The following is a 22,017-nucleotide window of genomic DNA, read 5'->3' as shown; positions in this document are numbered from 1 at the left end:
CCCCCGAACGACAGGTGAGACTGCACCATGATGTCGTATCGGTCGGCGGTCGTCAATCTTCGCGAGCAGCGGCGCCCTGCCGCGGACGCCCGATCCAGCGGGGCGTATGCTGCGCCCATTCATGGTAGCGCGACCCGAACGCGGCCGCGAGCGCACGCTCCTCGGGGGCGATCACGAAGCGGTTCATCACGGCGACGTACAGGACGATCCCGAGGACCGCGGCGGCCGGCGCGTAGAGGGCGAGGCTTGCGAGCGGGAGGACGAAGGCGAGGTAGATCGGGTTGCGCGTCACCGCGAAGGGCCCGCTCGTGACGAGGCCGGCCGGCTCGCCGAAATGCGGCCGCGCGAGCGCAAGCCCCATCGCCCGTTGCAGCCAGGCGACGCAGCCGATGAAGGCCACGATCGCGCCGGCGAGCGGCAGGACCCCCGGCGAGAGCGACGCGAGATCCGCGACGAGACGCGGGTCGAGGATCATCGCGGCGAGGAGCGCGATCGCGTAGGAGGTCCACGCGACCACGGCGCTGCGGTGGGGAAGGCTCATCGATCGGATATCCTCGTCGGCCGCCATCTCGCGCCATCCTCGCACGGGACCGGTGAACGGAGCGTGCATGCGCGCCGCGCGCCCTCACAGCCGCGCCAGGCGCTCGGTGAGGAGGGCGAAGAAGCCGTCCGCGTCGACCGCGTGCAGCATGGTCGCGTTCGGCTCCGCACCGGTGACGCCCCACCAGTCGACGACGCTCATGCCGCGGGTGAGCGGCGAATCGGTCTCGATCGAGACCGCGACGCGCTTTTGCGCGAACAGGTCGGGTGCGAGGAGGGCGGCGATCACCAGCGGGTCGTGCAGAGGCCCGCCGTCGGTGCCGTATTTCGCCTCGTCGAAGCGCTCGAAGAAGTCCATCCACCCGGCGACGGCGCGTGCGACGCGCGTGTCGAGGGCGCGGATCGCGGCCGTGCGCGCGGCGGTCGTGAGCGCCTGGTGCGTGCAGTCCAGCGGCACGAAGGTGATGTCCGCCCCGCAGGCGAAGACCCGGGCGGCCGCCTCGGGGTCGACGTAGATGTTGAATTCGGCCGCGGGGGTGACGTTGCCGCCCTCGCGCATCGCGCCGCCCATCAGCACGATCCCCGCGAGCCGGCTCGCGATGCGGGGCTCCTTGGCGAGCGCGAGCGCGACATTGGTGAGCGGCGCGAGCGGGCAGAGCGTGACGGTTCCGGGCTCGCGGCCCATCACCGTCTCGACGATGAAGTCCGCCGCATGGCGCTGATCGAGCGGAGCGGCGGGCGCAGGCAGGTCGGCGCCGTCGAGCCCCGTCTTGCCGTGGACGTATTCGGCCGTCACGAGCGGGCGGATCAGCGGCCGGTCGGCGCCCGCGCAGACCGGCACGTCGGCGCGCCCGGCGAGCTCGACGACGCGGCGCGCATTCGCCTGCGTGAGCGCGAGCGGCACGTTGCCGGCGACGGCCGTCACGCCGAGGACCTCGATCTCGGGAGAGGCGAGCGCGAGGAGGATCGCGATCGCGTCGTCCTGGCCGGGGTCGGTGTCGATGATGATGGCGTGGCTCATGCGGGGGCGTCCGTCGAAGGGGGATCGGGCGGCGACCATAGCACCCTCCCGCGCGCGGATGCGAACCTCCGACGTGCGAACCCGCGCGATGCGGGCCGGCGGAATGCACCTCGCGTTGTACTTGCTCGACCCGGGTTGGCAGGGGGGACGTGGGTTGTTACTTTACCCAAGCGTTCGCCAGCGCGCGGCGCGCCTGCGAGCAGAGGAACGCGGATGTCCGGCACCAGGGATTCGAAGCTCCGTCCGCGGTTTCTCGTGGTCGAGGACGAGTATTTCATCGCCGACGATCTGGCCCAGGCGCTCGTCCAGGCGGGCGTCGAGGTTGTCGGCCCGGTCGGCGATACCGAGGAGGCTCTGCGGGTCGCCGAGCGCGAGCGGCTCGACGGCGCGGTTCTCGACATCAGCCTGCACGGCAAGATGGTCTTCGCCGCCTCCCAGCTGTTGCGCGCGCGCGGCATCCCGATCGTGTTCGCCACGGGCTTCGCGCAGAGCATGCTGCCGCCGGAATTCGCCGACGTGCCGCTGTGGGAAAAACCCTTCGACGCCGACGCGCTCGCGCGTTGGATGCGCACCGATCTGTCCGCCGCCTGATCGGCGAGCCGGACGCCGCCACGCGAGAAGAGGAGCGAAGCCGATGCGGGAGGTCCTTCTCCCCGACGGGACGCGCGTGCCCGCCCTCGGGCAGGGCACCTGGCGCATGGGCGAGGATCCGCGTCGCCGGGCCGACGAGGCGCGGGCGCTGCGCGCCGGGCTCGACCTCGGCATGACGCTCGTCGACACGGCGGAGATGTACGGCGAGGGCGGGGCGGAGGAGGTCGTCGGCGAGGCGATCGCCGGGCGCCGCGAGGAGGTCTTCCTCGTCTCCAAGGCCTATCCCCACAATGCGAGCCGTCAGGGCCTGGCGCGCGCCTGCGAGCGCTCGCTCGCGCGCCTGCGCACCGACCGGCTCGACCTCTATCTCCTCCATTGGCGCGGATCGGTCCCGCTCGCGGAGACGATCGCGGGTTTCGAGGATCTCGTCGCGGCGGGCAAGATCCTGCGCTTCGGGGTGAGCAATTTCGATGCGGACGACATGGAGGAGCTCTGGTCGCTTCCGGGCGGTGGCGCCTGCGCGACGAACCAGGTCCTCTACAATGTCGAGGAACGCGGCCCGGAATTCGATCTCCTTCCCGCGCAGGCGGCGCGCTGCGTGCCGCTGATGGCCTACAGCCCGGTCGGGCAGGGGCGCGTTCCGGAGGCGGGTCTCGCCGATATCGCCGCGCGCCACGGAGCGACCCCCCACGCGATCGCGCTCGCCTTCGTCCTGCGCCGCCCGGACGTGATCGCGATTCCGAAGGCCGCGCGCCTCGCCCATCTCGAGGAGAATCGCGCCGCGCTCGACCTCGTCCTCACCGCGGAGGACCTCGCCGCGCTCGACGCCCGCTTCCCCCCGCCCACGCGAAAGCGTCCGCTCTCCATGATCTAGCCCTCTTTTCGACGCGATCGCCGCGCGAGGGGGTAGACAAGCCGGATCGGCACCGCTAATTAGTGCCCATCGTCTCCGGAACCGACGCCGCAGGCTCGGCGTTGAGGAGACGAAGCTGGACGGGACGGGCGACGCCACCCCGTCCGGCGAGAGCCGAAAGGCCCCTGCTGGGGGATAGTTTAACGGTAGAACCGCGGACTCTGACTCCGCTAGTCCTGGTTCGAATCCAGGTCCCCCAGCCATATATCTCGCCCAGGTTTGTGCCCGCCACGCCGAAGACCCGGAACCCGCATTTGGGTGTCTGTTCGGCAAGACGAGCGCCGCTTCGAACTTCGCGATCGCCCTTGCTGCAAGCTCGGGATCCCGGTTGAGGTCGTGCGCGTCTTGGATAGAGCGCATGTCTCGCAACGAGTGGCCGGTGACCGTGGCGATTGCGCATGGTTGATGCGTCAATCGACACGGTCATGGAGCGACGTCCATCGTTCGTGATCTCTCGAGGCCCGGAACGCGAGAGCGGCCCCGTCAGATCCTGGGCACGGCACAAGCCCTTGCAGCGGCCCAGTAGACTAGGCTCGCGAGAATGCCGAGCCCGCACACCGCAACCATGGCGATCCACAACGTCGCGAACGCCAGGCCGTCCGCCGGCATGGCGCCGACGAAATTGCCGATCGTGCCGCCCACGATCCAGGCGATCTGCGAGGCGCCGAAATAGGTCGCCTCCGCGCCTTTGCGGGCGATGTTCGCGGTCTCGGTGTCGGACGCCGTCAGGAGCACGGTCTCCGCGCCCGTGTAGACGACGACGAAGACGACGAAGGCAGCCGGCACGGTCAGCCACGGGGCCGCGACGAACAGGAGGCCGAGCACTGCGTACGACCCGAGGATCAGCTCGATCTCGCCGACCCTGTCGATCAGGCGCAGCAGCGCGAGCGAGAACACGAGCCCGGCGATCCCGTTGGCGATGAAGATGTCCTGCGCCCGGTCGACCTCGCCCGTCAGCGAGAGCCAATACAGGGGGAAACTCGTGTAGAGCTGGGCGAAGACGATCCACCACGGGGTGGTCAGCACGCACAGGAGCACGAAGCGCCGATCGCGGAAGACGCCGATCAGTGGCTGCGCCCAGGCGATGCGGGCGCCCTCGCGCGAGGGCGGGCTCGTCCGAATCGCCATCCGAGCGACCAGGGCACCGAAGCAGAACAGCCCGGCACTCGCGAGGAAGGTCGTCCGGATGTCGAAGACGAGGAGCAGCGCGCCGAGCGCGGGGCCGAGGATGACGCCGAGATTCAGCGCCTGGTTGTTGACCAGGAACAGGAACTTGCGGTCGCGCGTCGGTCTGCGGGCGAGCTCTCCGTAGGCGGCCGTCTCGTAGGCCGCGCTGCCGGTGCCGATCATCGCCGCGGCGACGACGACAGCCGTGGCGTCCTGCGCGAAGGCGAGCGCGAGGAAGCCCGCCGCGCGCAGGAAGAGGCCTCCGGAGAGGAAGAGGCGCGCGCCGATCTGGTCGATCAGATGGCCGGAGACCAGCGGAAGACCTTTCGCCGTGACCAGGATCACCGTCAGGACGGTGCCGATGAGGACGCCGGAATGACCGGCATTCGCGAGCATCACGCTCGTCAGCGGAAACGAGGTGAAGGTCGAGGCATTGACCGCGAATTGCATCGCGATCAACACCTGCGCTTGTCCGCCGAGCTCCCGCACGCGCTGGGGATAGCTTGCCATCGCGTCGCCCCTCATGCGCTCAGCCGCATCGGCTCGGGTCGCGCGCGGCGATGCGCGAGCGCGGCGAGGAAGCGCGCCTCCAGTCGCTCCGCGGCCGCGAGATCGGCGTCGATCGTCATGATCTCGGCCCTGGTCGCGACGCCGCGGCCGAGCTCAGCGAATCGAGCGGCGAGCGCGCGCTGGCGTCCATCGAGTTCGAAGTGCATTATTCTAGCTCCGCGTGTTCGAGGCATCGAAATGCGCCCACGCAGAGTTTCGAACGAAGTCTCGCTAGAGGTGAAACGAGTTCATCTGATCTCGGGCATGAGCATCGCTCATGCGGTCGCGCGCGGCTCGCTGAACGCCTGCGCGATCGCGGCCGCGAGTCGATGAGCCATGCGCGGTGCCTGCGCGCCGATCTTGATCACGATCTCGGCCGACGGCAGTTCCGGGAGACCGTGGTCGGCGCCGAGCCTTCGAAAGATCGACGGGACGACGCGGGCGGGGAGGACCCCGACCGCCTCGCCCGCGGAGATCGCGGCTTCGAGGAGGGCGAATTGCTTCGAGGAGAACGCGACGCGCCACCGCCGTCCAGCCGCCTCGAGCGTCTCCAGAGCCAGCTCGCGAACGCGGCAGCCGACGGGAAACAGCGCGAGGGGAAGCGGTTCCTTCGCAGCGGCCCGACCCGCGCTGTCGCCGATCCAGACGAGCGGCTCATGGACGATGTCCAAACCGCGGATCTCGGCGATCCGCGTGATGAAGGCGAGATCGAGCTCGCCCGAATCCACCATCTCCGCGAGCTTCGGCGACATCTCGGACACGATCTGCAATTCGAGCGACGCGTTTTCGCGCGAGAATTCCCGAACGATCCGCGGGAGCACGAGCTGTGCGTAATCGTCGGGCGTGCCGAACCGCAGAGAGGTCTGCTCGGACGCGTCCGCGATCTCCCGGACCAAAGCGTCGTTCAGCTTCAGCATTGCGATGGCGTAGGCGTGCACGGTGCGCCCCGCCGACGTGAGCCGCACGTCCTTGCCGCGCTCGACGAGGCGCTGGCCGACCATCTCCTCGAGACGCTTCACCTGCAGGCTGATGGCCGATTGCGTTCGAAAGAGGCGCTCGCCGGCCCGGGTGAAGCTGCCGGTTTCCGCGATGGCGACCAGCGTGCGAAGCAAGTCCACGTCGACGTTGACGAGAGGCATTTCGATCGCTCATCCGGTTGATGACCTGATTTCATTTTACTTCAAGTTGCCGCCGGAGGGAAGCTCCTCGGCAGGGACGGGCTGCGGGCCGTCCCTCGCGACATGGAGACAGGACATGACGACCCCCGGCTTACGATTCATCGGGACGGGCGTGGCCCTCCCCGACAAGGTTCTCACCAATGCCGACATCCGGCGCTTCAACCCCGCCGTCGATTGCGACTTCGTCGCCGAGCGTCTCGGCATCCTCGAGCGCCGCGTCGCCGATCCGCAGACGCAGACATCCGACCTCGCAGCGGCCGCCGCACGCGAGGCGCTGGCTCAGGCCGGCGTCGGTCCCGACAGCGTCGATCTCTTCATCCTCGCGACCGCGACGCCCGACCGGCAGGCGCCGGCGACCGCCTGCATCGCGCAGGCCAAGGCCGGACTGGTGAACGCGGTTTCCTTCGATGTCGGCGCCGTCTGCTCGGGCTTCCTCTACGGCCTCGCCACGGCCGCCGCCTTCATCCGCTCCGGACAAGCGCGCCGCGCGCTCGTCGTCGGCGCCGACGTCTTCTCCCGGATCACGGACTGGAGCCGCCGGGACTGCGTCTTCTTCGGCGACGGCGCCGGTGCCGCGCTCGTCGAGGGGCTGGAGCGGGAGGACGGGCTCTTCGACGCCCACCTCCATTCCGACGGATCGCGCAGCGACGCCTTCACCGTCGTACCCGGCGCTCGCCACTTCTCGATGGACGCACCCGGCGTTCTCGAGGCAGCGCTCGATGCGGTGCCGCTCTGCGTCGAAGCGGTGCTCGCGCGCAACGGTCTCTGCGCGCAGGACGTGGACCTCGTCGTACCCCATCAGCCGTCGGTGAACCTGCTTCGGAAGATCGCCTGGCGTACGGGGGTCCCTTTCCAGAAGTTCCGGACGAACATGGACCGGTACGCCAACACGGCGGGAGCGACGATCCCGATCGCCCTCCACGAGAGCGTGCAGCAGGGAGCGATCGAGGAGGGGGATCTCGTCCTGTTCGCAGCGGCGGGCGCCGGCTTCACCGCCGGAGCCGCGATCCATCGCTGGCACTGAGGAGAGACGCCATGACGCTCCTCAAGCCCGATCTGCGGCACGATTACCCCGTCGCCTCCCATGCAAGCGGCGCGCGCATCGTCGCGACCGACGGCCGCACCTTCATCGACGGTGCTTCGGGCGCGATCGCCTGCAGCATCGGCCACGGCAACGCGCATGTCCGCGCCGCCGTCGACGATCAGCTCGCTCGGGTGGCCTTCGTCTACAGAACCCAGTTCGCCAACGAGCCGGCGGAGCGTCTCGCCCGGCGTCTGTGCGACAGGCTCGGTTACGGTGCCGCCTTCTTCGTCAACAGCGGCTCGGAAGCGGTGGAGGCAGCGACACGCATCGCGCAAGCTTTCTGGCGCGAGCGCGGGCGACCGCAGAAGAGCAGGATCCTCAGCAGGAGGCTGAGCTATCACGGCGCCACCTCCGGCGCGCTCGCCCTGTCGGGCCATTGGCCGCGTCGACGCATGGTGGGCCCGCTCGTCGGCGAGCCGACGCTGCCGACGCCCCATTGCTTCCGTTGCCCCCTCGGCCGGCGACCGCACTCCTGCGAGCTGGCCTGCGCCGGTGAGCTCGAGCGGCAGATCGCGCAAACGGGTGCCGACAACATCGCTGCCGTCCTCGTCGAGCCGATCGTGGGCGCCTCGGGTGCCGCGATCGTGCCGCCGGCCGGATATCTGCGCCGCCTGCGCGAGATCTGCGATCGCCACGACATTTTGCTCGTCGCCGACGAGGTCCTCACGGGCCTGGGCCGAACGGGCCGGTGGCTCGCGATGGAGCACGGGGGCGTCGCCGCCGACATCGTCTGCTTGGGGAAGGGCCTCAATGCAGGCTACCTGCCGATCTCCGGCGTGCTTGTCTCGGACGCCGTTCATGGAACGCTCCGGAACGGCTCGGGCCATTTCCCCTTGGGTCACACCCATTCGAACCATCCCGTCGCCGCTGCGGCCGCGAACGCGGTTCTGGACGTGATCGAGGACGAAGGGCTCGTCGAGCGCGCCGCAGAGGTGGGCGCTCGGATCGGGACGCGACTTTCGGCCCTCGCTCACGAGCATGCAATCGTCGGAGACGTTCGTGGCGTGGGCATGCTGTGGGGGCTCGAACTCGTGCGCGACGACGTCGGCTTCGCCCCGTTCGATCCGTCGCTCGCGGCAGCCGAGCGCGTCGTCGCGGCCGCGTTCGACCTCGGCCTCCTCCTCTACCCGTCGGCCGGTTTCGCGGCCGATCGCGGCGGCGACGCGGTGATCTTCGCGCCGCCTCTCAACGCCGCCGACGCCGACATCGAGGAGGCCGTTCGCCTTCTCGACACAGCGCTGGCACACGCGGCCAAAAGCCTGACGCAACGCAAGGAGATGCACGATGCAGCTTAAGCTCGGATTGACCGGCGTTCTCAGCCACGAGGTGACGGAGAGCGATCTCGCGACTCGATGGCGCAACGACGTGCCGGTTCTCGCCACCCCGGTTCTCCTCTGGCTCGCCGAATTGGCGTGCATGCGAGCGATCGACGGCTGCCTGGAGCCAGGGGCCATGACGTTGGGCTACGGCCATTCCGTCCGTCATCTCGCGCCGACGCCCGGCGGCTGGACGGTGCAGATCGAAGCCGAGCTCGTGGACATGACCGACAAGCTCCTCGCTTTCGAGGTCCGCGCCAGCGACGGCAGGGAGACCGTGCTCGAGGGACGGCACGAGCGGGCCGTCGTCGACCGGGAACGCTTCTTGTCGCGCATCGAGCGCAAGGGTTGCGCCGGAGGTATGGCGACTTGACCGCGCTGCGTGCAGATTCGGGAGGAGCCGGCCTCCTCCTCCCGATGGCGGCGCTCGTCGCCGGCGGGGTATGTCTCGGCGTCGCGCCGGTCGCGGTCAAGGCGCTCGATCTCGCGCCGGAGGTGTCGGCGTTCTATCGGGTGCTCCTGGCCGCGCCGGTCTTCGCGCTTTCCGCGATGCTCCTGCCGCGGCCGTCGCCGACGAATGGAGGGAAGGGCGCGTCCGTCGGCCTCTACACGCTCGCCGCCTTCGTGTTCGCCGCGGATCTCGTGGTGATGCATCTCGCGATCCGGATGACCGACGTCGCCGTCGCGACGCTGCTCACCAATTGCGCGCCGTTCTTCGTGGGGCTGATGGGGCTCGTCGGTTTGGCCGACAAGCCGCGTCGATCCTTCTGGCTCGCGCTGCCGATCGCGCTTGCCGGGGCGACACTTCTGATCGGCGCCAATGTGAGCGGCGGCGGATCCGCTCTCGGAGACGCGCTCGCGCTCCTCGCGAGCGCGCTCTATGCGGGCTATCTGGTCTGCGTGCGGGCCTTGCGGGAGCGGGGCGCCTCGACGGTCGCGATCATGGCCTCGGTGACCGGAGCGAGCGCGCTGCTCCTGGTGCCGCTCTTCCTCGCGGCCGGCGCTCCGGTGCCGACGGACGCCGAGACCTGGGCATTGCTCGCAGCCCTCGTCATCGTCGGACAGCTCGTCGGCCAGGGGCTCGTCGTCACGGCACTCAAGGACCTCCCGGTATCGCTCGGTTCCCTCGTCCTGTTGCTGCAGCCCGTGTCCGCGGCGGCCTTGTCGTGGGCGTGGCTGGGCGAGGTGCTCGCGCCGATTCAAGTCGTCGGCATCGCCGTCGTGCTCCTCGCGATCGCGGGGGCGAGCTCACGATCGGGTTCGTAGACGAGAGGCCCTCCGCTATCGCTCTGTCATGGTTGCCGAGGCGTGCAGGTGGCTGGGATGAGCGGGCTTCGCCGCGGCTGGATGCCGCCCGCGCCTGCTCCGACGTGGCAAGTCATCCGAACTTGCGTGATAGTGCACGATCATGCATGATCATGCCGGTATCTTCCACATCATGCCGGCTTCCACCCCATGCTCACCCGAGACCGCCACACCCTGATCGCCGAGCGCCTGCGCGGGCGCGGCAGCGTCGTCGCGAGCGTGCTCGCCGCCGAGCTGGCGGTGTCTGAGGACACGATCCGCCGCGATCTGCGCGCGCTCGAAGCGAGCGGGCTGTGCGAGCGGGTCCATGGCGGGGCGGTGGCGCCGGTGCCGCAGCCGGTGCGGGCGCGCGCCGGGCTCGCGCGCGACGAGAAGGACGTCATCGCGCGCGCCGCCGCGCGTCTGGTGCCGGCGGATGCGCTCGTCTTCGTCGATGCGGGCTCGACCAATCTCGCGATCGCGCAGGCCCTGCCGCTCGACCGTCGCCTCACGGTCGCGACCAACGCGCCGGCGATCGCGGCGCTCCTCTACGATCGGCCGGGGACGAGCGTGATCCTCGTCGGAGGCCGGGTCGAGCCGCATTCGGGGGCCTGCGTGGGCGTCGAGACGGTGGCGGCGATCGCGGACTTGCGCCCGGCGCTCGCCTTCCTCGGCGCCTGCGCGCTCGACGCGGCGAGCGGGCTCACCGCCTTCGGCCACGAGGAGGCGCAGGTGAAGGCGGCGATCGCGCGGGTCTCGGACGCCGTCGCGGTGGCGGTGACGCCCGACAAGATCGGCACGCACGCGCCGTTCCGCGTCGCGCCGGCCGAGGCGATCGCGCATCTCGTGACGCTCTCGCCGAGCCCCGCCTGCGCGGCGCTCGCGGCGGCGGGGGTGAGCGTCCTTTACGTAGGGGAGGGGGGAGGATGACGCAAAGACCAGCTGCGCGCGTGGCGCATGTCGCCTTCTTCACCGCCGATCTCGACCGGCTCGCCGCCTTCTGGGCGGACGCTTTCGGCGCGCGCATCGGCCCGCTCTACGAGAGCGCGCGCCGCCCGGGCTTCCGCTCGCGCTTTCTCACGCTCGGCGATGGCGCCACGATCGAGCTGATGAGCGCCCCCTGGATCGCGCCCGCGCCCGCGCCCGACGCGCGCCCGGCGCCCGACGCGCACGAGCGCGCCGGCCTCGCGCATGTCGCGATCGGCCTCGGCTCGCCCGCGGCGGTCGATGCGCTCGCGGCCCACCTCGAGCCGAAAGGCCTTCTCGCCGCCCACCCGCGCCGGACGGGGGACGGCTTCTACGAGGCGATCGTGCGCGATCCGGACGGGAATCTGGTCGAGATCACCGCGTGAGGGGGAGGGGAGGGGCAGTGGGAGGAATTCGTGTTCAAGCTCACCATGCTCGGGGCCGACATCGGCGAGGCCGCACGCGCTTTTCGCGCACGCTTGCAAATCGTGCTTCCCGCTGAAGACCACGTGTCCGTCCTCGTCGACGGGCACGCTCTGGACCGCGCCCCGACGGAAGCGCTCGTCGTCGCACAGGCACGCGACGTCGCCATTCGAGGAGCGCTGGACGCGCTCGGGCTCGAGGTCTCGACCTGCGATCTGGAAGAGGCCGCGCGAATGGCGGCGATCTGCGACCAAGCGAGCGATCGGCGCAGACTGCCCCTCGATCGGAGCTTGCGCCTGCTCCGCGACTTCCTGGCCGCCTCACCCGCTTCCGTGCTCGACCGACCCGAGGCCGCGCACGCGTGGGCGAGCTTGACTCTCCATGCGATCGAGCACGCGCCCGTGCCTTGGCCGCGCGCGCTGCAACTGGCCGTAAGCCACATCGACACCAACTTCGCCGCGCCGCTGTCGATCGACGATCTCGCCAGCAGGTGTGCGGTCGGGCGACGAACGCTCCACAACCTGTTCCGTCGGCATCTCGGCATGTCTCCGTATGCATTCGTCTCGCGACGGCGCATCGAGCGCGCGATCGACATGCTCGTCGGCGAGCCGGATCTGTCGATCGCGGCTATCGCCCACGCAACTGGCCACAGAGACCAGAGCACGCTCACGCGGATCATGCGATCACGTCTGAACATCACGCCGGCGGCGTATCGGAGGCAGCATCGAGACGTCGGATCCCCGGGTCGACCTCGAAGAATCGCCGAAGCCGGCAAGACATCGTATGTCTGCGACTATAAAGAATACTGATCATACATTAATCGACAATCGTGGTGTTCTTGATGCCTGCCTCGAATTGCCCAACTCGCCAAAAAAAGTGCGCGCGATGCCAATGACAATCACTGCGAGTGTATGCGATTGGTGTCCCTGCGCGATGCAAAATCAAAAATTGCGCAGAGCGTAACCATTCGCGGCTTGGGAGGCCGGTATGATCCACGTATCCACGGCTACGAACCTCTACTATCCCGTGTCCGAGCGGAAGATGGTCCGCGGGCAAGGTATTCGGCTCTACGATGCCGACGGCAACGCGTTCATCGACTGTGCGGCGGCGACCTTCAATCTCAGCCTCGGGTACTCGCATCCAGAGGTAGTTGAGGCCATGAAGGAGCAGGCTGGCCGGCTCATTCACGTCACGTCCTCCTTTCGAACGGACGAGGTCGATGCGCTCGCGCGCAACCTCGCTTTCGTGGCGCCGGAGGGGCTCACCCTCGTCAATCCGAAGGTCGGTGGCGGGTCCGAGGCCAACGAGGGCGCGATCAAGATGGCGCAGCGGGCCACCGGGCGCAGCCAGATCATCACCTTGTTTCGGGCGCACGTCGGGCAGACGCTGATGATGTCTGCCATGTCCGGTAACGCCTTCCGTCGTGAGCCCTTTCCCGTGCAGTTTCCTGGCTCGCTGCAGGTGCCCGACCCGTACTGTCACCGGTGCTTCTACGACAAGAACCCGGAAAGCTGCAGACGTTTTTGCGTCGATAAAATCGAGGACTTTATCGAATACGCGAGCAACGGCCGTGTCGCGGCGATTCTGCTGGAGCCGATTTCCGGGAATGGGGGAAACATCGTCCCGCCGGACGGCTATTTACAGAAGCTGAGAGCGCTTTGCGATAAGCATGACATCATGCTCATTCTCGACGAGATCCAGACCGGTATCGGTCGCACCGGCCACATGTTCGCTGCACAGCATTTCGGTATAAAGCCCGACGCGATCACGACTGCGAAAGGGCTCGGTGGCACTGGCGCTCAGGTTGCCGCCATCATCACGACGGAACGACTGGGCGGACTGCCTTCAGATCAGCATTCCTTCACGTACGGCTCGAACGTGCTTGCCGCAGCCGCAGCGAACAAGACGCTGGAAATCGTTCGGCAGCCGGCATTTCTCGCGAATGTGCGTGCGACGGGGGCGCATATCCTTTCGCGCCTTGCAGGGATGTCCGAGCGCTTCGAGTTCGTCGGAGACGTCCGCGGCGTGGGCCTGATGATCGGCTTCGAAATCGTCGGCGAAGGGAACGCACCCGACGTCGCTCGCACGAACGCGCTCGCGCAGAAGGCGATGGCGTACGGCCTGATCCTTCGCACCTCGCGCTACGGGCGAGGCAACGTCCTGAAGATCCGCCCGCCGCTGATCTTGACGATGGACGAGGCGGAGGAGATCTGCGTCCGCCTCGAGCGCCTGTTCGCCGCGGAGGGCGTCTGACCCATGAAGGACTTCCTCCTCGCCGTCGGCACTCATATCCGAAGCAAGCTCCAGGTCTATCGCGAACACGGGCTCGCTCGCCACGTTCATGGCGTGTCGCCTGGTGGAGACGCTCAATTCGACGTCGACGCGATCGCCGAGGAGGCCGCGCTCGCGTTCATCCGCGAGCATGCGCCGCAACCATTCGCCGTCTATACCGAGGACGGCTCCTTCCTGGAGATCGGTCGCTCGCCGCGCGATCTCCTCATCATCGACCCGATCGACGGAACGCGACCGACATCGGCTGGGCTCGAGATGGGCATGATTTCGATCGCTCAGGCGCCGCTCGGCGACGGAGACCCAACGATCGGCGACGTGGAAGCGGCGCTGCTCGTCGGGATCCGGCATGGCGAGACCCTCTACGGCGATCGTGCCGGTGGAATCGTGGCGACCGGTTTCGACCACCGCGTTCCCAATCTCTCGCGCACGACGCAGATCGACCGCATGTTCTGGTCGATCGAGTTCAACGGCCATCCGATGCGGCTCATGACGTCCGCTTACGGGGAACTCGTCGATCGTTCGGCGAATACCGGCGGCGTCTTCGTCTTCAACAGCGCGACATTTTCGATCTCGCGGATCGTGACCGGGCAATTGGACGCCTACGTCGATGTGGGCAACCGGATCTGGCGGGATCATCCCGCGACGCGGGACGCTTTTCTCGCGGCCGGGCGGGGGGCGATCCTGCATCTGTTCCCCTACGACATAGCGGCGGCGACGCTGCTCGCCGAACTCGCCGGGGTGACGATCACCGATGCGTACGGGGCCTCGCTCGAATCGACGCGCCTCCTCGACATCGCCCCCGAGAACCAGCGTTCCTGCATCGCCGCCGCGACGCCGGAGCTGCACGCCGCGCTCATCGAAGCGATCGCGTGGAACAGTCCCGTTTTCCTGTCCGAGAAGACCGAGGAGGTGTCGCCATGAGAGCCTTGGAGCTTCGCGCAGGACCGACGCTCGCCCTCGTGGATCGGCCGTGGCCGCAGGTGTCGGCGCCGGACGATGTCGTCGTGCGGATCGTGCACAGCGGCATCTGCGGTACCGACCGATCGATCCTGGTCGGCAAGTTCGCCGCGCTCGAAGGAACGGTCCTCGGACACGAATCGGTCGGGATCGTCGAGGCGGTGGGGCCGCAGGTCGATGGCCTCCGAGCCGGCGACCGCGTCATCGTCAATCCGACGCTGTATTGCGGCACGTGCGAGTCGTGTCTCAAGGGGCGCTTGAATTTCTGTACGCGCAAGTCCGGCAACGAGATCGGCATCGATCGAGACGGGACCTTCGCGGATGCATTCCGCGTCTCGGCCCGATTTCTTCATCGGGTGCCCGACGGCATGAGCCTCGACCGTGCCGTCATGGTCGAGCCGCTGGTCTGCGCGCTGAACAACCTGCAGGCAGCAGGTCTGACGGCCGGTGAGACCGTCGTCGTCCTCGGCGGGGGCCCCATGGGCGTCATCACTGCCATGCTCGCTCTGCATCTCGGTGCCGACGTCGTGCTCGTCGAGGCGGATCCGACGCGTCGGCAGCTTTGCCGCGAGATCCTCCTGGAAGCCGACGACGAACGGCTCGCCGTCCTCGCGCCGGACGACGAGGCTCTGAGGGATCGCGCGGACGTCGTCGTCGACAGCGTCGGCAATCTTCTGGAAACCGCCATCGGCTTGGCACGAACCGCGGGGCGCGTGGTCGTGATGGGCTTCGACTCGCGTGCGACGGCAACCGTCGCTCCGCTGGACATCCTGATGCGTGGGCTGCGCATCATCGGGGCGGGCGATTACGACAGCAGCATCTTTCCGCTCGGTGTGAAGCTCGCGGGTGCTCTGCCCCTGGAACGCGTGATCACCGACCGTCTACCTCTCGAGGAGCATGAAGCGGGGTTCGCACGCCTGTCACCGCGGACGGGCGAGCCATACAGAGCGATGAAGGTGCTTCTCGTATCGTCTCAGGCGGACCCGTCATGACGAGGGGCGCATGGCCGGGTCTCGATCGGCACCGCCCGATACTCGTCGGCGAGCTGCCGTATTATCGGATGCGGCCGGAGCGGTGGCGGGCGTCTCTCGAGGCGCTCCGCGAGGCCGGGATCGACGTGGTCTCGTTCTACGTGCCCTGGCGCTTCCACGAACTCGGCGCGTCGGGACAGGAGAGGTTCGACTTCACGGGTCGCACGGACGCCCAGAAGGACGTGGTCGGCTTCATGCGCGCGATCGCCGAAACCGGCCTCGCCGCGCTCGTCAAGCCCGGCCCCTTCATCCATGCCGAAGTCCAGCTCGGCGGCCTGCCGGATCGTCTCTGCGACCCGATGCACGTCGCGCCTTACGAAGGTGCGGACGGCGGGCATCTCATGTCGCAGGGCAAGCCGCTGCCGAAGGTTCACGACCCTCGCTTCCGGCGCGAGGTCGACGCTTGGATGGAGGCGGTGAACGTTTCGCTCATCGAGCCTTTCGCGCATCCCCGCGGTCCGGTCGTCGCCGTCCAGCTCGGAAACGAAGGTGTCCTCGGCGAGGCCTGCAAGCCCGTGCGGCATGCCGATCTCGGCGCCGGCTCGCAGCTGCGAGGCGCCGCCCGCGCACGCGCGGCTGCCGAGCTCACGGTACAGCAATGGAGCCTCTTGTCGTCCCGGCTCCACCCGAGCCCCGTACGCGTCGTGAACGCGCCGCTCGTTCGCATCGGCACCGCCGCCGAGCCGGGTGCGTTCGGCAGCTGGCTCGCACGATCGGCGGCGTTTCGCGCCGCACCCGTCCATCTCGGGCATACGGAATGGGTCGGCGACGCGTCCTCGGATCCATCTGCGTTTCTCGCCCACGCGCTTCAGATCGGCGCCGCGCGAAGCGACGTCGCGGAGGCGAACTGGGGCTTTACCTGGACGACCGGGCGCTTCGCGCAAGGGGCCGCACCGCTCTTTCACGCCCTTCTCGCTCTCGTGCTCGGCGCACGCATCCTGTCGGTCTATACCGCCTGCGCCACGGGGAGCTGGGGCTCGTCGATCGACATGGACGCAGACGGTCTGGTCGCCGACGGCTTCGACCCGACGCTCTATGCTCCCCCGTATTGCCCAGGCGCACCCTTCGACGAGATGGGCGGGCGCAACGTCAATCACGGCTCATTGCTCCGCTTGCGCAGCGCCGTCGATGCCGAAGGCGCCGCTCTCCTCGAGAGCACGATCGAACCCGATCTCGTCCTCGCCGTCGACCCTCTCGCCGCGGCGCAGGCGTCCGAGGAAGGCTCGATGGCGGCGGCGCTCGACCGGCTCGTCGAGCGCATGGGCATGTGGCTCTTCGCCGAGGGCCGCCATGTCGCGATCGCGCTCGATCCGCGGGACGAGGACGTGTCGATGGTCTGGCGTGGAGAGGCCGATACCGACGCCGTCGGCCGGCGCCTCGCCGCCTCCCCGGCGAGGGCTGCTCGTGGGCTTGGGGGGCGGATCGCGCGGTTCGTCCGCTCCGGCAGGGATGCGTCCTTCTTGGGCCTCTTCAATCCCCACGACCGAGCGGACGAGATCGCGCTCCAGATCGCGGACCGCGAACGCCGCTTTCATCTGCCCGCTCGTTCCGGGCTTCTCGCTCGCATCCAGGGTGGAGAGGTTGCCGTCGTCGTCGCCACCGATGCAGGCGCGACACTCGTCGTGGATCGTTGATTGAAGGAGGTCGGGGTGAAGCAGCGCGCAGCCGTTTCGGAGAGCGGGGATCGGGGGATCGAGACGACGGATCGTGCCGCGACGATGGCCGGAATCGTCGCCTCGTGCTTCGGGTTCGTGGTGATCGGGGCGTTGCAGGCCCTCTACGGCCCGGCCATACCGCATCTGCTCGAGACCTTCGCCATCACCCCGGCGCAGGCCGGGCTCGCGCTCAGCGCGCATTTCGTGGGCGCGCTGATCGGGGTTCTCGTCTTCAATCGTGCCCATACCCTGCTCACGAACAGACAGCTCCTCGCGGCGAGCTACGGAGCGATGGCGCTCGGCTGCCTCCTGTTCGCCGCGGCTCCGGTCTGGAGCGTGGCCCTCGTCGGCGCCTTCGTGATCGGGTTGGGTTTCGGCGGCGTCGATTTCGGGTTGAATTTCCTGTTCTCGATCGGGTTCGGCCGCCGCAGCGCATCGATGGTCAACCTCCTCAACGCACATTTCGGCGTCGGCGCGGTTCTCGGGCCGCTCGCGGTGGCGTGGTTCGGACCCGAGAGCTTTCGGGCGATCTTTCTCGCTTTCGGCATTGCCGCGCTCGTCCCGCTCCTCGTCGGCAGTGCGATCTCGAACGATGTCGGCTCGCGCGCGTCCGCTGGAGGCGAAGCTGGTGCGAGCGAGCCCGCCCGGCGGCGCACGACGCTCCTCGTGATCGGCGCGTTCTTCGCGATCTACGTCCTGCACGTGGCCATCGAGACCGGCGTCGGCGGATGGGCCACCACCCACCTCGTCGCGGTCGGGTACGGCGCGGCCTTCGCGGCGGGTGCGACGTCGGCCTATTGGCTCGCGATGACGCTCGGTCGCTTCGGCGCCGCCTGGCTGACGCTGCGCGCGACGCCGGCGCAGATCATGGTCGGCGCCTGCATCGGCATGACGTTGTCGCTTCTCGCCGCGACGAGCGGAACCCTCGCACCCGTCGCCTACGTGCTCGTCGGATTGTTCATCGCGCCGATCTTCCCCACGGGGCTCGCCTGGCTCGCCTCCGTGCATCCCGCCTCGCGCAACGCCACCGCCTCGGTCATCGCCGTCTCCATGGTCGGCGGCATCGCCTTTCCACCGCTGATCGGCGGCGTCATCACGCTCGCAGGCGCGCCTGCCGCCCCGCTCTTCATGGCGGCATTGTCCGCGATCTGCCTCCTCGCCGCGATCGCGATCGTCGCCGCGGTGCGCTCCCGCAGCGCTCGGTGAGGTGCGCGGGCGGGCGCGGGATGAGCCGCGATTACACGCGTGCCGCGAGCGCGGCTCCTCCACGCTTCGGATCGACAGAGGACAGGCGCCGCCCGGCATAGAGATCGGCATGCGATCGGATCGTCTCGACGATCCGGTCGCCGACGGTGCGGATGTGCGGATCAGGACGCCGACGCCGACGCCGGCATGGATGAGGTCGAGGATCGTGGTCGGATTGTTCGCGTAGGCCGCGATCGCAGTCTTCTCCTGACCGTCGGCAAGAGGCGCGAAGAACTGCGGCGGGTCGACGATTTCGCAAGACACCGTCCGGTCCTCGCCCACTATTCGCAGCCGCTCCTCGATGCCTATCTCTTGATCGCCGGCATCGCGTGTTTCGCGGCCGGGATCGGAGCCATGCTCCATGTCATCGCCGCGTCGAGCGAGGCTCCCATGTCGCTCGCCAGCCTTCTCGTTCGGGTCCTGCTCGACGTCGACGATCTGGTCGACGTGGTCGTCGCGACCATGACCCTGCCCGGCGATCGGGTGAACGACGCCTTCAACGTCGCCGCGACCGAGTTCACCACGCTCCGCGACGATTTCCAGGCCGTCTTGGATGCGGCCGGATACGGCAGGCGGATCGTCGCGCTCCCGATTACGGCCACGATCGGCGCGTTGAGAGCGCTCGAGATCACGGGGGCGTCGCCGGTCTACAAGCGCCTGATCTACAAGCTGAGCCGCGACGCCTACGTCAGCACGGAGCGGGCGCAGCGACGTCTCGGCTTCGAGCCGCGGCACTCCAGCCGAGCCGCGATCCTGCGGACCTTCGCCTGGTGGCGCGAGACGAGCCGATCCGGCGCCCTCGCCCGCAAGAGCGGCCGCACCAGCCGCGAGCCTTGGAAGCAGGGCGCGCTGGCGCTCGCCAAGTGCGTGTTCCAGAGCGCCGCCCGCCCCGACGCGCTTCGAGCGGGTGCCGGCGGCGGCTGAGGGACGGGCCCTTCGCGCCTCCAAACGACTTTTTCTCAACAGGAACGATCCGAATGTCGAAAACCATCCTCTTCTTCGCGGTGCTGTGGCTCCACTTCGCCGTCGTGCACGAATTCGCTACCGGAAGGCTGTGGTTCTGGGTGGCGCGTCGGTGGGCAATTGCCGAAGGCTTGGCGAAACGACTGGTTCCTGTTCCGCAACGACCTGCGGCTCGACAGCTTCCGCAGCCTCGATCCGGAGGGGAATTCCGACCATATGGTCCACTCGCTCCACCTGACGCTGACGGGGAGATAGCCCGTACTCGTCGCGCGCAGGCCGTTCTCACGAGCCGCCTCGCGTCGGCGCCAGGACGCGGCACAGACGGTCGATGGCGCGCCGGACCTCCGGCAGGTGTCGATCGTCGCGATGGGTCACCAGCCATTGCTCGTGGGCGAGCTCGGGGATGGTGTCGCCGACGCGGCGCAATCCCTTCTGCGCGTCGCCGAGGAAAGTCGGCAGGAGCGCCATGCCCTTGCCCGCGAGCGCGAGGTCGAGGCTGTTGCGGGGCGCGCTCACCTCGCACGAGACCTCCTCGCCGACATGGGCGTCGAGCCACAAGGCCGACGGCGTGTCCGCGGCCACCTTGATCCACAGACGCGGAGCGCCCGGTGCCGCGAAGGGTGCGAATTCGACGTCGGCGAGCTTGCGCCCCGCGAGACCCTCGCTCGTGGGCCGGCGATTGCGCAAGCCGATGGCGGTCTCCCTGTGCGCGATGTCGAGCACGGCTTCGGCCGAGATGAAGCGCAGCCGGACGTCGGGGGGCGTGCCCACGATGTCGTCGAGCGCGTCGAGGAGGCGCAGAGTGGTCCAGGTGCCGGCGGAGATCTTCACGAGCGGCCGCTCGCCGCGACGGGGCGCGCGCGTCGCGCGACCGATGCCCGCCTCCACCGCCTCGAGATCCGCGAGGAGGCGGCGGCCCTCCGCAGTCAGCTCGTAGCCGCGATCGTGCCGCACGAACAGCTCGCGCCCGAGCGCGCGCTCGAGCGCGAGCATGCGGCGGCCGAGGGTGGCGGGGCTGCAGCGCGCCGTCCGGGCCGCGGCGGACAGCCCGCCTTCCCGGGCGACCGCGAGGAAGAGGCTCAGGTCGCCCCATGCCACCTGCTTTTCATTCATGAAAAGACCTGTTCGAACCCGCTCGTTTCGTGGGCTCCGATTGATCGTTAGGTTGTCTCTCGGGTCAAGAGATCATCTGCGGTTCGCGTCATGCGGGCGCCATGACCCTTCTCCCCGCGATGCGGCGCAGCACATCGCGAGGATTGCGACATGAGAGATCACGTCTACGGACCGCAGGCGAGCCGTCGGTCGGGGCTCGAGCGCCAGCGCGACGAGCGTCGTCGCGACGAGGACGGGTTCTACGAAACCCACGGCGGCTCCGGGCCGCGTCTCGTAGGCCGTCTCGTCCAGGCGCTCGCGCGCGTCGTTCGGAGCCGATCCGCCGACACCCATTCCACGGGAGGACCGTCATGACGAAGGTGAAATGCGAGACCGCGATGCCGACGAGCGCGCTCGGCCATGGGGGCCCGATCGTCTCGCGCCTCGCGCTCGGGACCATGACGTTCGGCGCCGAGACCGACGAGGCGGAGGCCGCTCGGCAGCTCGACCTGTTCGTCGAGCGCGGGGGCACCTTCATCGACACGGCCGACGTGTATGGCGGCGGCGCATCCGAGGAGATCGTCGGGCGATGGGCGCGGCGGCGCGGCGGCTTCGGCGATCTCGTGCTCGCCACGAAGGGCCGGTTCGGGCCGCCTGCAGGGAGCCACGGCGCGTCCCGTCGCAGCATCGTCCGCTGCGTCGAGGCGAGCCTGCGACGCCTGCAGGTGGAGGCGATCGACGTCTATTTCATCCACGGCTGGGATCGTCATACGCCCATTTGCGAGACGCTCGCCACGCTCGGCGACCTCGTCCGCGCAGGAAAGATCCACGACGTCGCCTGGTCGAACGTCGCCGGCTGGCAATTGCAGCGGATCGTCTCGGTTGCGGAGGCGCACGGGCTCCCGCGGCCCGTCGCCCTCCAGCCGCAATACAGCCTGCTCGAGCGCGGCATCGAGATCGAGGTCATGCCCTGCGCGCTCGAGGCGGGCATCGGCCTCACCCCGTGGTCGCCGCTCGGCGGCGGCTGGCTCACCGGCAAATACGCGGCCGACGCGCGGCCGAGCGGCGCCACGCGCCTCGGCGAGGATCCGAACCGCGGCGTCGAGGCCTACGACCTGCGCAATACTAGCCGAACCCACGCGATCCTCGAGGCTGTCGGCGCGATCGCGGCGCGTGTCGAGCGACCGCCGGCACACGTGGCGATCGCTTGGCTTCTGTCGCGGCCGGGCGTCGCTTCGGTTCTGTTGGGCGCGCGCAGCGCAGCGCAACTCGCCGACAACCTCGACGCAATCGACCTCGTCCTCCCGGCGGAGGACGTCGCGGCGCTGACGAAGATCTCCGCGCCGAGCATCCCGGCGTACCCTTACGGCTTTCTCGAGGACTGGTCGGACATGGACGTCTGGCGCCGGCTCGGCGGATCCGGATCGGCGTGAGGCGCTCGCGCGCGGGTGTCGCCCGTGGGTGTCGCCCGTTCTCGAAGCCCCACCGGCAGGAAAACCGCGGCGGCATCCCACGCGGCGCCGAGTTCATCGAGCCGATCGGCGCGAGGGGTCGATCGCGACCGGTGCCGCGCCGCTCGGTCGGGAAATCGCCTGTAACCCATTGGTGCTTCATAACCGCCTTTTCCCCTGAACGGTGACACATGATCTTGCACCTGGCGGGATCATCCGGGATTTGGCGGGAACCGGCGGGAAAGGCTTGGCGCGCAAGGGGCTCCGGCGGCCGAGCTGGACCAGGCGCGGCGACACTT

General features: G+C 68.8%; 24 protein-coding genes and 1 tRNA gene. 19 read left to right on the top strand and 6 right to left on the bottom strand.

All coding sequences use genetic code 11. The features are described from left to right. Positions 1 to 52: 52 nt before the first annotated feature. Both ACK4UM_RS17695 and ACK4UM_RS17690 read right to left on the bottom strand, forming a co-directional pair. A complete protein-coding gene (locus ACK4UM_RS17695) occupies positions 53 to 541 on the bottom strand; it encodes a methyltransferase family protein (protein WP_409801913.1) in 489 nt (162 codons plus the stop codon). An 84-nt stretch (positions 542 to 625) separates the two neighbouring features. Then, a complete protein-coding gene (locus tag ACK4UM_RS17690) occupies positions 626 to 1,561 on the bottom strand; it encodes a nucleoside hydrolase (protein ID WP_409801911.1) in 936 nt (311 codons plus the stop codon). A 213-nt stretch (positions 1,562 to 1,774) separates the two neighbouring features. Here ACK4UM_RS17690 and ACK4UM_RS17685 point away from each other — a divergent pair, with 213 nt between their 5' ends. The 3 genes from ACK4UM_RS17685 to ACK4UM_RS17675 all read left to right on the top strand — a co-directional run bounded on the left by ACK4UM_RS17685 (position 1,775) and on the right by ACK4UM_RS17675 (position 3,268). After that, positions 1,775 to 2,152 carry a response regulator gene (locus tag ACK4UM_RS17685; RefSeq protein ID WP_409801909.1) on the top strand — a complete coding sequence of 126 codons (378 nt, stop codon included), beginning with the start codon at positions 1,775 to 1,777 and terminating at the stop codon, positions 2,150 to 2,152. Positions 2,153 to 2,195: 43 nt separating this feature from the next. After that, positions 2,196 to 3,026 carry an aldo/keto reductase gene (locus ACK4UM_RS17680; RefSeq protein ID WP_409801907.1) on the top strand — a complete coding sequence of 277 codons (831 nt, stop codon included), beginning with the start codon at positions 2,196 to 2,198 and terminating at the stop codon, positions 3,024 to 3,026. A gap of 168 nt (positions 3,027 to 3,194) precedes the next feature. Next, positions 3,195 to 3,268 (top strand) — tRNA-Gln (locus ACK4UM_RS17675). Positions 3,269 to 3,548: 280 nt separating this feature from the next. On the opposite strand, the gene ACK4UM_RS17670 is transcribed toward ACK4UM_RS17675, so the two are convergent. The 3 genes from ACK4UM_RS17670 to ACK4UM_RS17660 form a co-directional block, all read right to left on the bottom strand. Further along, on the bottom strand, positions 3,549 to 4,742 hold the full coding sequence (locus ACK4UM_RS17670; protein WP_409801905.1) for an MFS transporter: 1,194 nt from the start codon (positions 4,740 to 4,742) through the stop codon (positions 3,549 to 3,551). 11 nt (positions 4,743 to 4,753) lie between these two features. Then, positions 4,754 to 4,948 carry a hypothetical protein gene (locus ACK4UM_RS17665; RefSeq protein WP_409801903.1) on the bottom strand — a complete coding sequence of 65 codons (195 nt, stop codon included), beginning with the start codon at positions 4,946 to 4,948 and terminating at the stop codon, positions 4,754 to 4,756. Between the two features lie 108 nt (positions 4,949 to 5,056). Then, complete coding sequence (locus tag ACK4UM_RS17660; protein WP_409801900.1) at positions 5,057 to 5,920, bottom strand: LysR substrate-binding domain-containing protein; 864 nt, start codon at positions 5,918 to 5,920, stop codon at positions 5,057 to 5,059. Between the two features lie 115 nt (positions 5,921 to 6,035). Between ACK4UM_RS17660 and ACK4UM_RS17655 the strand changes: the two genes are divergently transcribed. From ACK4UM_RS17655 to ACK4UM_RS17590, 14 genes are all read left to right on the top strand, one after another. Next, positions 6,036 to 6,983: a 3-oxoacyl-ACP synthase III family protein gene (locus ACK4UM_RS17655; protein WP_409801897.1), complete on the top strand. Its 948-nt coding sequence runs from the start codon at positions 6,036 to 6,038 to the stop codon at positions 6,981 to 6,983. A gap of 11 nt (positions 6,984 to 6,994) precedes the next feature. Further along, positions 6,995 to 8,338 (top strand): aminotransferase class III-fold pyridoxal phosphate-dependent enzyme, encoded by a 1,344-nt coding sequence (locus ACK4UM_RS17650; RefSeq protein WP_409801894.1) that lies wholly within the window; start codon positions 6,995 to 6,997, stop codon positions 8,336 to 8,338. Continuing rightward, the gene (locus ACK4UM_RS17645; protein WP_409801892.1) at positions 8,328 to 8,732 is read left to right on the top strand and encodes a thioesterase family protein; all 405 of its coding nucleotides are present in this window, start codon (positions 8,328 to 8,330) and stop codon (positions 8,730 to 8,732) included. The genes ACK4UM_RS17650 and ACK4UM_RS17645 overlap by 11 nt, the downstream gene beginning before the upstream one ends. Further along, complete coding sequence (locus ACK4UM_RS17640) at positions 8,729 to 9,625, top strand: DMT family transporter (RefSeq protein ID WP_409801889.1); 897 nt, start codon at positions 8,729 to 8,731, stop codon at positions 9,623 to 9,625. The genes ACK4UM_RS17645 and ACK4UM_RS17640 overlap by 4 nt, the downstream gene beginning before the upstream one ends. Before the next feature lie 189 nt (positions 9,626 to 9,814). After that, positions 9,815 to 10,573 carry a DeoR/GlpR family DNA-binding transcription regulator gene (locus ACK4UM_RS17635; RefSeq protein ID WP_409801886.1) on the top strand — a complete coding sequence of 253 codons (759 nt, stop codon included), beginning with the start codon at positions 9,815 to 9,817 and terminating at the stop codon, positions 10,571 to 10,573. Then, on the top strand, positions 10,570 to 10,995 hold the full coding sequence (locus ACK4UM_RS17630) for a VOC family protein (RefSeq protein ID WP_409801883.1): 426 nt from the start codon (positions 10,570 to 10,572) through the stop codon (positions 10,993 to 10,995). Before ACK4UM_RS17635 ends, ACK4UM_RS17630 begins: the two co-directional genes overlap by 4 nt. A gap of 30 nt (positions 10,996 to 11,025) precedes the next feature. Then, positions 11,026 to 11,841, top strand: a complete 816-nt coding sequence (locus ACK4UM_RS17625; RefSeq protein ID WP_409801879.1) for a helix-turn-helix domain-containing protein — start codon at positions 11,026 to 11,028, stop codon at positions 11,839 to 11,841. A 178-nt stretch (positions 11,842 to 12,019) separates the two neighbouring features. Then, entirely contained in the window at positions 12,020 to 13,285 is a 1,266-nt protein-coding gene (locus tag ACK4UM_RS17620) for an aspartate aminotransferase family protein (RefSeq protein WP_409801877.1), read from the top strand. A gap of 3 nt (positions 13,286 to 13,288) precedes the next feature. After that, a complete protein-coding gene (locus ACK4UM_RS17615) occupies positions 13,289 to 14,245 on the top strand; it encodes an inositol monophosphatase family protein (RefSeq protein ID WP_409801874.1) in 957 nt (318 codons plus the stop codon). Continuing rightward, positions 14,242 to 15,273: a zinc-dependent alcohol dehydrogenase gene (locus ACK4UM_RS17610; protein WP_409801871.1), complete on the top strand. Its 1,032-nt coding sequence runs from the start codon at positions 14,242 to 14,244 to the stop codon at positions 15,271 to 15,273. Before ACK4UM_RS17615 ends, ACK4UM_RS17610 begins: the two co-directional genes overlap by 4 nt. After that, positions 15,270 to 16,946: a beta-galactosidase gene (locus tag ACK4UM_RS17605; RefSeq protein ID WP_409801868.1), complete on the top strand. Its 1,677-nt coding sequence runs from the start codon at positions 15,270 to 15,272 to the stop codon at positions 16,944 to 16,946. Before ACK4UM_RS17610 ends, ACK4UM_RS17605 begins: the two co-directional genes overlap by 4 nt. Positions 16,947 to 16,961: 15 nt before the next feature. Beyond that, positions 16,962 to 18,173 (top strand): MFS transporter, encoded by a 1,212-nt coding sequence (locus ACK4UM_RS17600; protein ID WP_409801865.1) that lies wholly within the window; start codon positions 16,962 to 16,964, stop codon positions 18,171 to 18,173. Between the two features lie 186 nt (positions 18,174 to 18,359). Further along, entirely contained in the window at positions 18,360 to 19,136 is a 777-nt protein-coding gene (locus tag ACK4UM_RS17595; protein WP_409801862.1) for a hypothetical protein, read from the top strand. 159 nt (positions 19,137 to 19,295) lie between these two features. After that, positions 19,296 to 19,430, top strand: coding sequence for a hypothetical protein (locus ACK4UM_RS17590; RefSeq protein WP_409801860.1), 135 nt, complete (start codon positions 19,296 to 19,298; stop codon positions 19,428 to 19,430). A 27-nt stretch (positions 19,431 to 19,457) separates the two neighbouring features. Here ACK4UM_RS17590 and ACK4UM_RS17585 read toward each other — a convergent pair whose 3' ends face one another. After that, positions 19,458 to 20,288, bottom strand: coding sequence for a LysR family transcriptional regulator (locus ACK4UM_RS17585; RefSeq protein ID WP_409801857.1), 831 nt, complete (start codon positions 20,286 to 20,288; stop codon positions 19,458 to 19,460). A 150-nt stretch (positions 20,289 to 20,438) separates the two neighbouring features. Between ACK4UM_RS17585 and ACK4UM_RS17580 the strand changes: the two genes are divergently transcribed. Further along, positions 20,439 to 20,642, top strand: a complete 204-nt coding sequence (locus ACK4UM_RS17580) for a hypothetical protein (protein WP_409801854.1) — start codon at positions 20,439 to 20,441, stop codon at positions 20,640 to 20,642. Next, positions 20,639 to 21,700 (top strand): aldo/keto reductase, encoded by a 1,062-nt coding sequence (locus ACK4UM_RS17575; RefSeq protein WP_409801851.1) that lies wholly within the window; start codon positions 20,639 to 20,641, stop codon positions 21,698 to 21,700. Before ACK4UM_RS17580 ends, ACK4UM_RS17575 begins: the two co-directional genes overlap by 4 nt. Positions 21,701 to 22,017: the final 317 nt, after the last annotated feature.

The organism is Salinarimonas sp. (assembly GCF_046292825.1).
GTDB lineage: Bacteria > Pseudomonadota > Alphaproteobacteria > Rhizobiales > Beijerinckiaceae > Salinarimonas.
Note: the sequence above shows the minus strand (reverse complement) of the source record. Positions and strands in the feature narration are given on the sequence as shown.

Bases quoted from the DNA above. Each gene is read 5' to 3' on its own strand.
- ACK4UM_RS17580 (WP_409801854.1), top strand. From the start codon at position 20,439: ATGAGAGATCACGTCTACGGACCGCAGGCGAGCCGTCGGTCGGGGCTC.
- ACK4UM_RS17585 (WP_409801857.1), bottom strand. From the start codon at position 20,288: ATGAATGAAAAGCAGGTGGCATGGGGCGACCTGAGCCTCTTCCTCGCG.
- ACK4UM_RS17620 (WP_409801877.1), top strand. From the start codon at position 12,020: ATGATCCACGTATCCACGGCTACGAACCTCTACTATCCCGTGTCCGAG.
- ACK4UM_RS17635 (WP_409801886.1), top strand. From the start codon at position 9,815: ATGCTCACCCGAGACCGCCACACCCTGATCGCCGAGCGCCTGCGCGGG.
- ACK4UM_RS17615 (WP_409801874.1), top strand. From the start codon at position 13,289: ATGAAGGACTTCCTCCTCGCCGTCGGCACTCATATCCGAAGCAAGCTC.
- ACK4UM_RS17660 (WP_409801900.1), bottom strand. From the start codon at position 5,920: ATGCCTCTCGTCAACGTCGACGTGGACTTGCTTCGCACGCTGGTCGCC.
- ACK4UM_RS17685 (WP_409801909.1), top strand. From the start codon at position 1,775: ATGTCCGGCACCAGGGATTCGAAGCTCCGTCCGCGGTTTCTCGTGGTC.
- ACK4UM_RS17610 (WP_409801871.1), top strand. From the start codon at position 14,242: ATGAGAGCCTTGGAGCTTCGCGCAGGACCGACGCTCGCCCTCGTGGAT.
- ACK4UM_RS17630 (WP_409801883.1), top strand. From the start codon at position 10,570: ATGACGCAAAGACCAGCTGCGCGCGTGGCGCATGTCGCCTTCTTCACC.
- ACK4UM_RS17575 (WP_409801851.1), top strand. From the start codon at position 20,639: ATGACGAAGGTGAAATGCGAGACCGCGATGCCGACGAGCGCGCTCGGC.
- ACK4UM_RS17665 (WP_409801903.1), bottom strand. From the start codon at position 4,948: ATGCACTTCGAACTCGATGGACGCCAGCGCGCGCTCGCCGCTCGATTC.
- ACK4UM_RS17695 (WP_409801913.1), bottom strand. From the start codon at position 541: ATGAGCCTTCCCCACCGCAGCGCCGTGGTCGCGTGGACCTCCTACGCG.
- ACK4UM_RS17690 (WP_409801911.1), bottom strand. From the start codon at position 1,561: ATGAGCCACGCCATCATCATCGACACCGACCCCGGCCAGGACGACGCG.
- ACK4UM_RS17595 (WP_409801862.1), top strand. From the start codon at position 18,360: ATGGATGAGGTCGAGGATCGTGGTCGGATTGTTCGCGTAGGCCGCGAT.
- ACK4UM_RS17650 (WP_409801894.1), top strand. From the start codon at position 6,995: ATGACGCTCCTCAAGCCCGATCTGCGGCACGATTACCCCGTCGCCTCC.
- ACK4UM_RS17655 (WP_409801897.1), top strand. From the start codon at position 6,036: ATGACGACCCCCGGCTTACGATTCATCGGGACGGGCGTGGCCCTCCCC.
- ACK4UM_RS17645 (WP_409801892.1), top strand. From the start codon at position 8,328: ATGCAGCTTAAGCTCGGATTGACCGGCGTTCTCAGCCACGAGGTGACG.
- ACK4UM_RS17670 (WP_409801905.1), bottom strand. From the start codon at position 4,742: ATGGCAAGCTATCCCCAGCGCGTGCGGGAGCTCGGCGGACAAGCGCAG.
- ACK4UM_RS17605 (WP_409801868.1), top strand. From the start codon at position 15,270: ATGACGAGGGGCGCATGGCCGGGTCTCGATCGGCACCGCCCGATACTC.
- ACK4UM_RS17680 (WP_409801907.1), top strand. From the start codon at position 2,196: ATGCGGGAGGTCCTTCTCCCCGACGGGACGCGCGTGCCCGCCCTCGGG.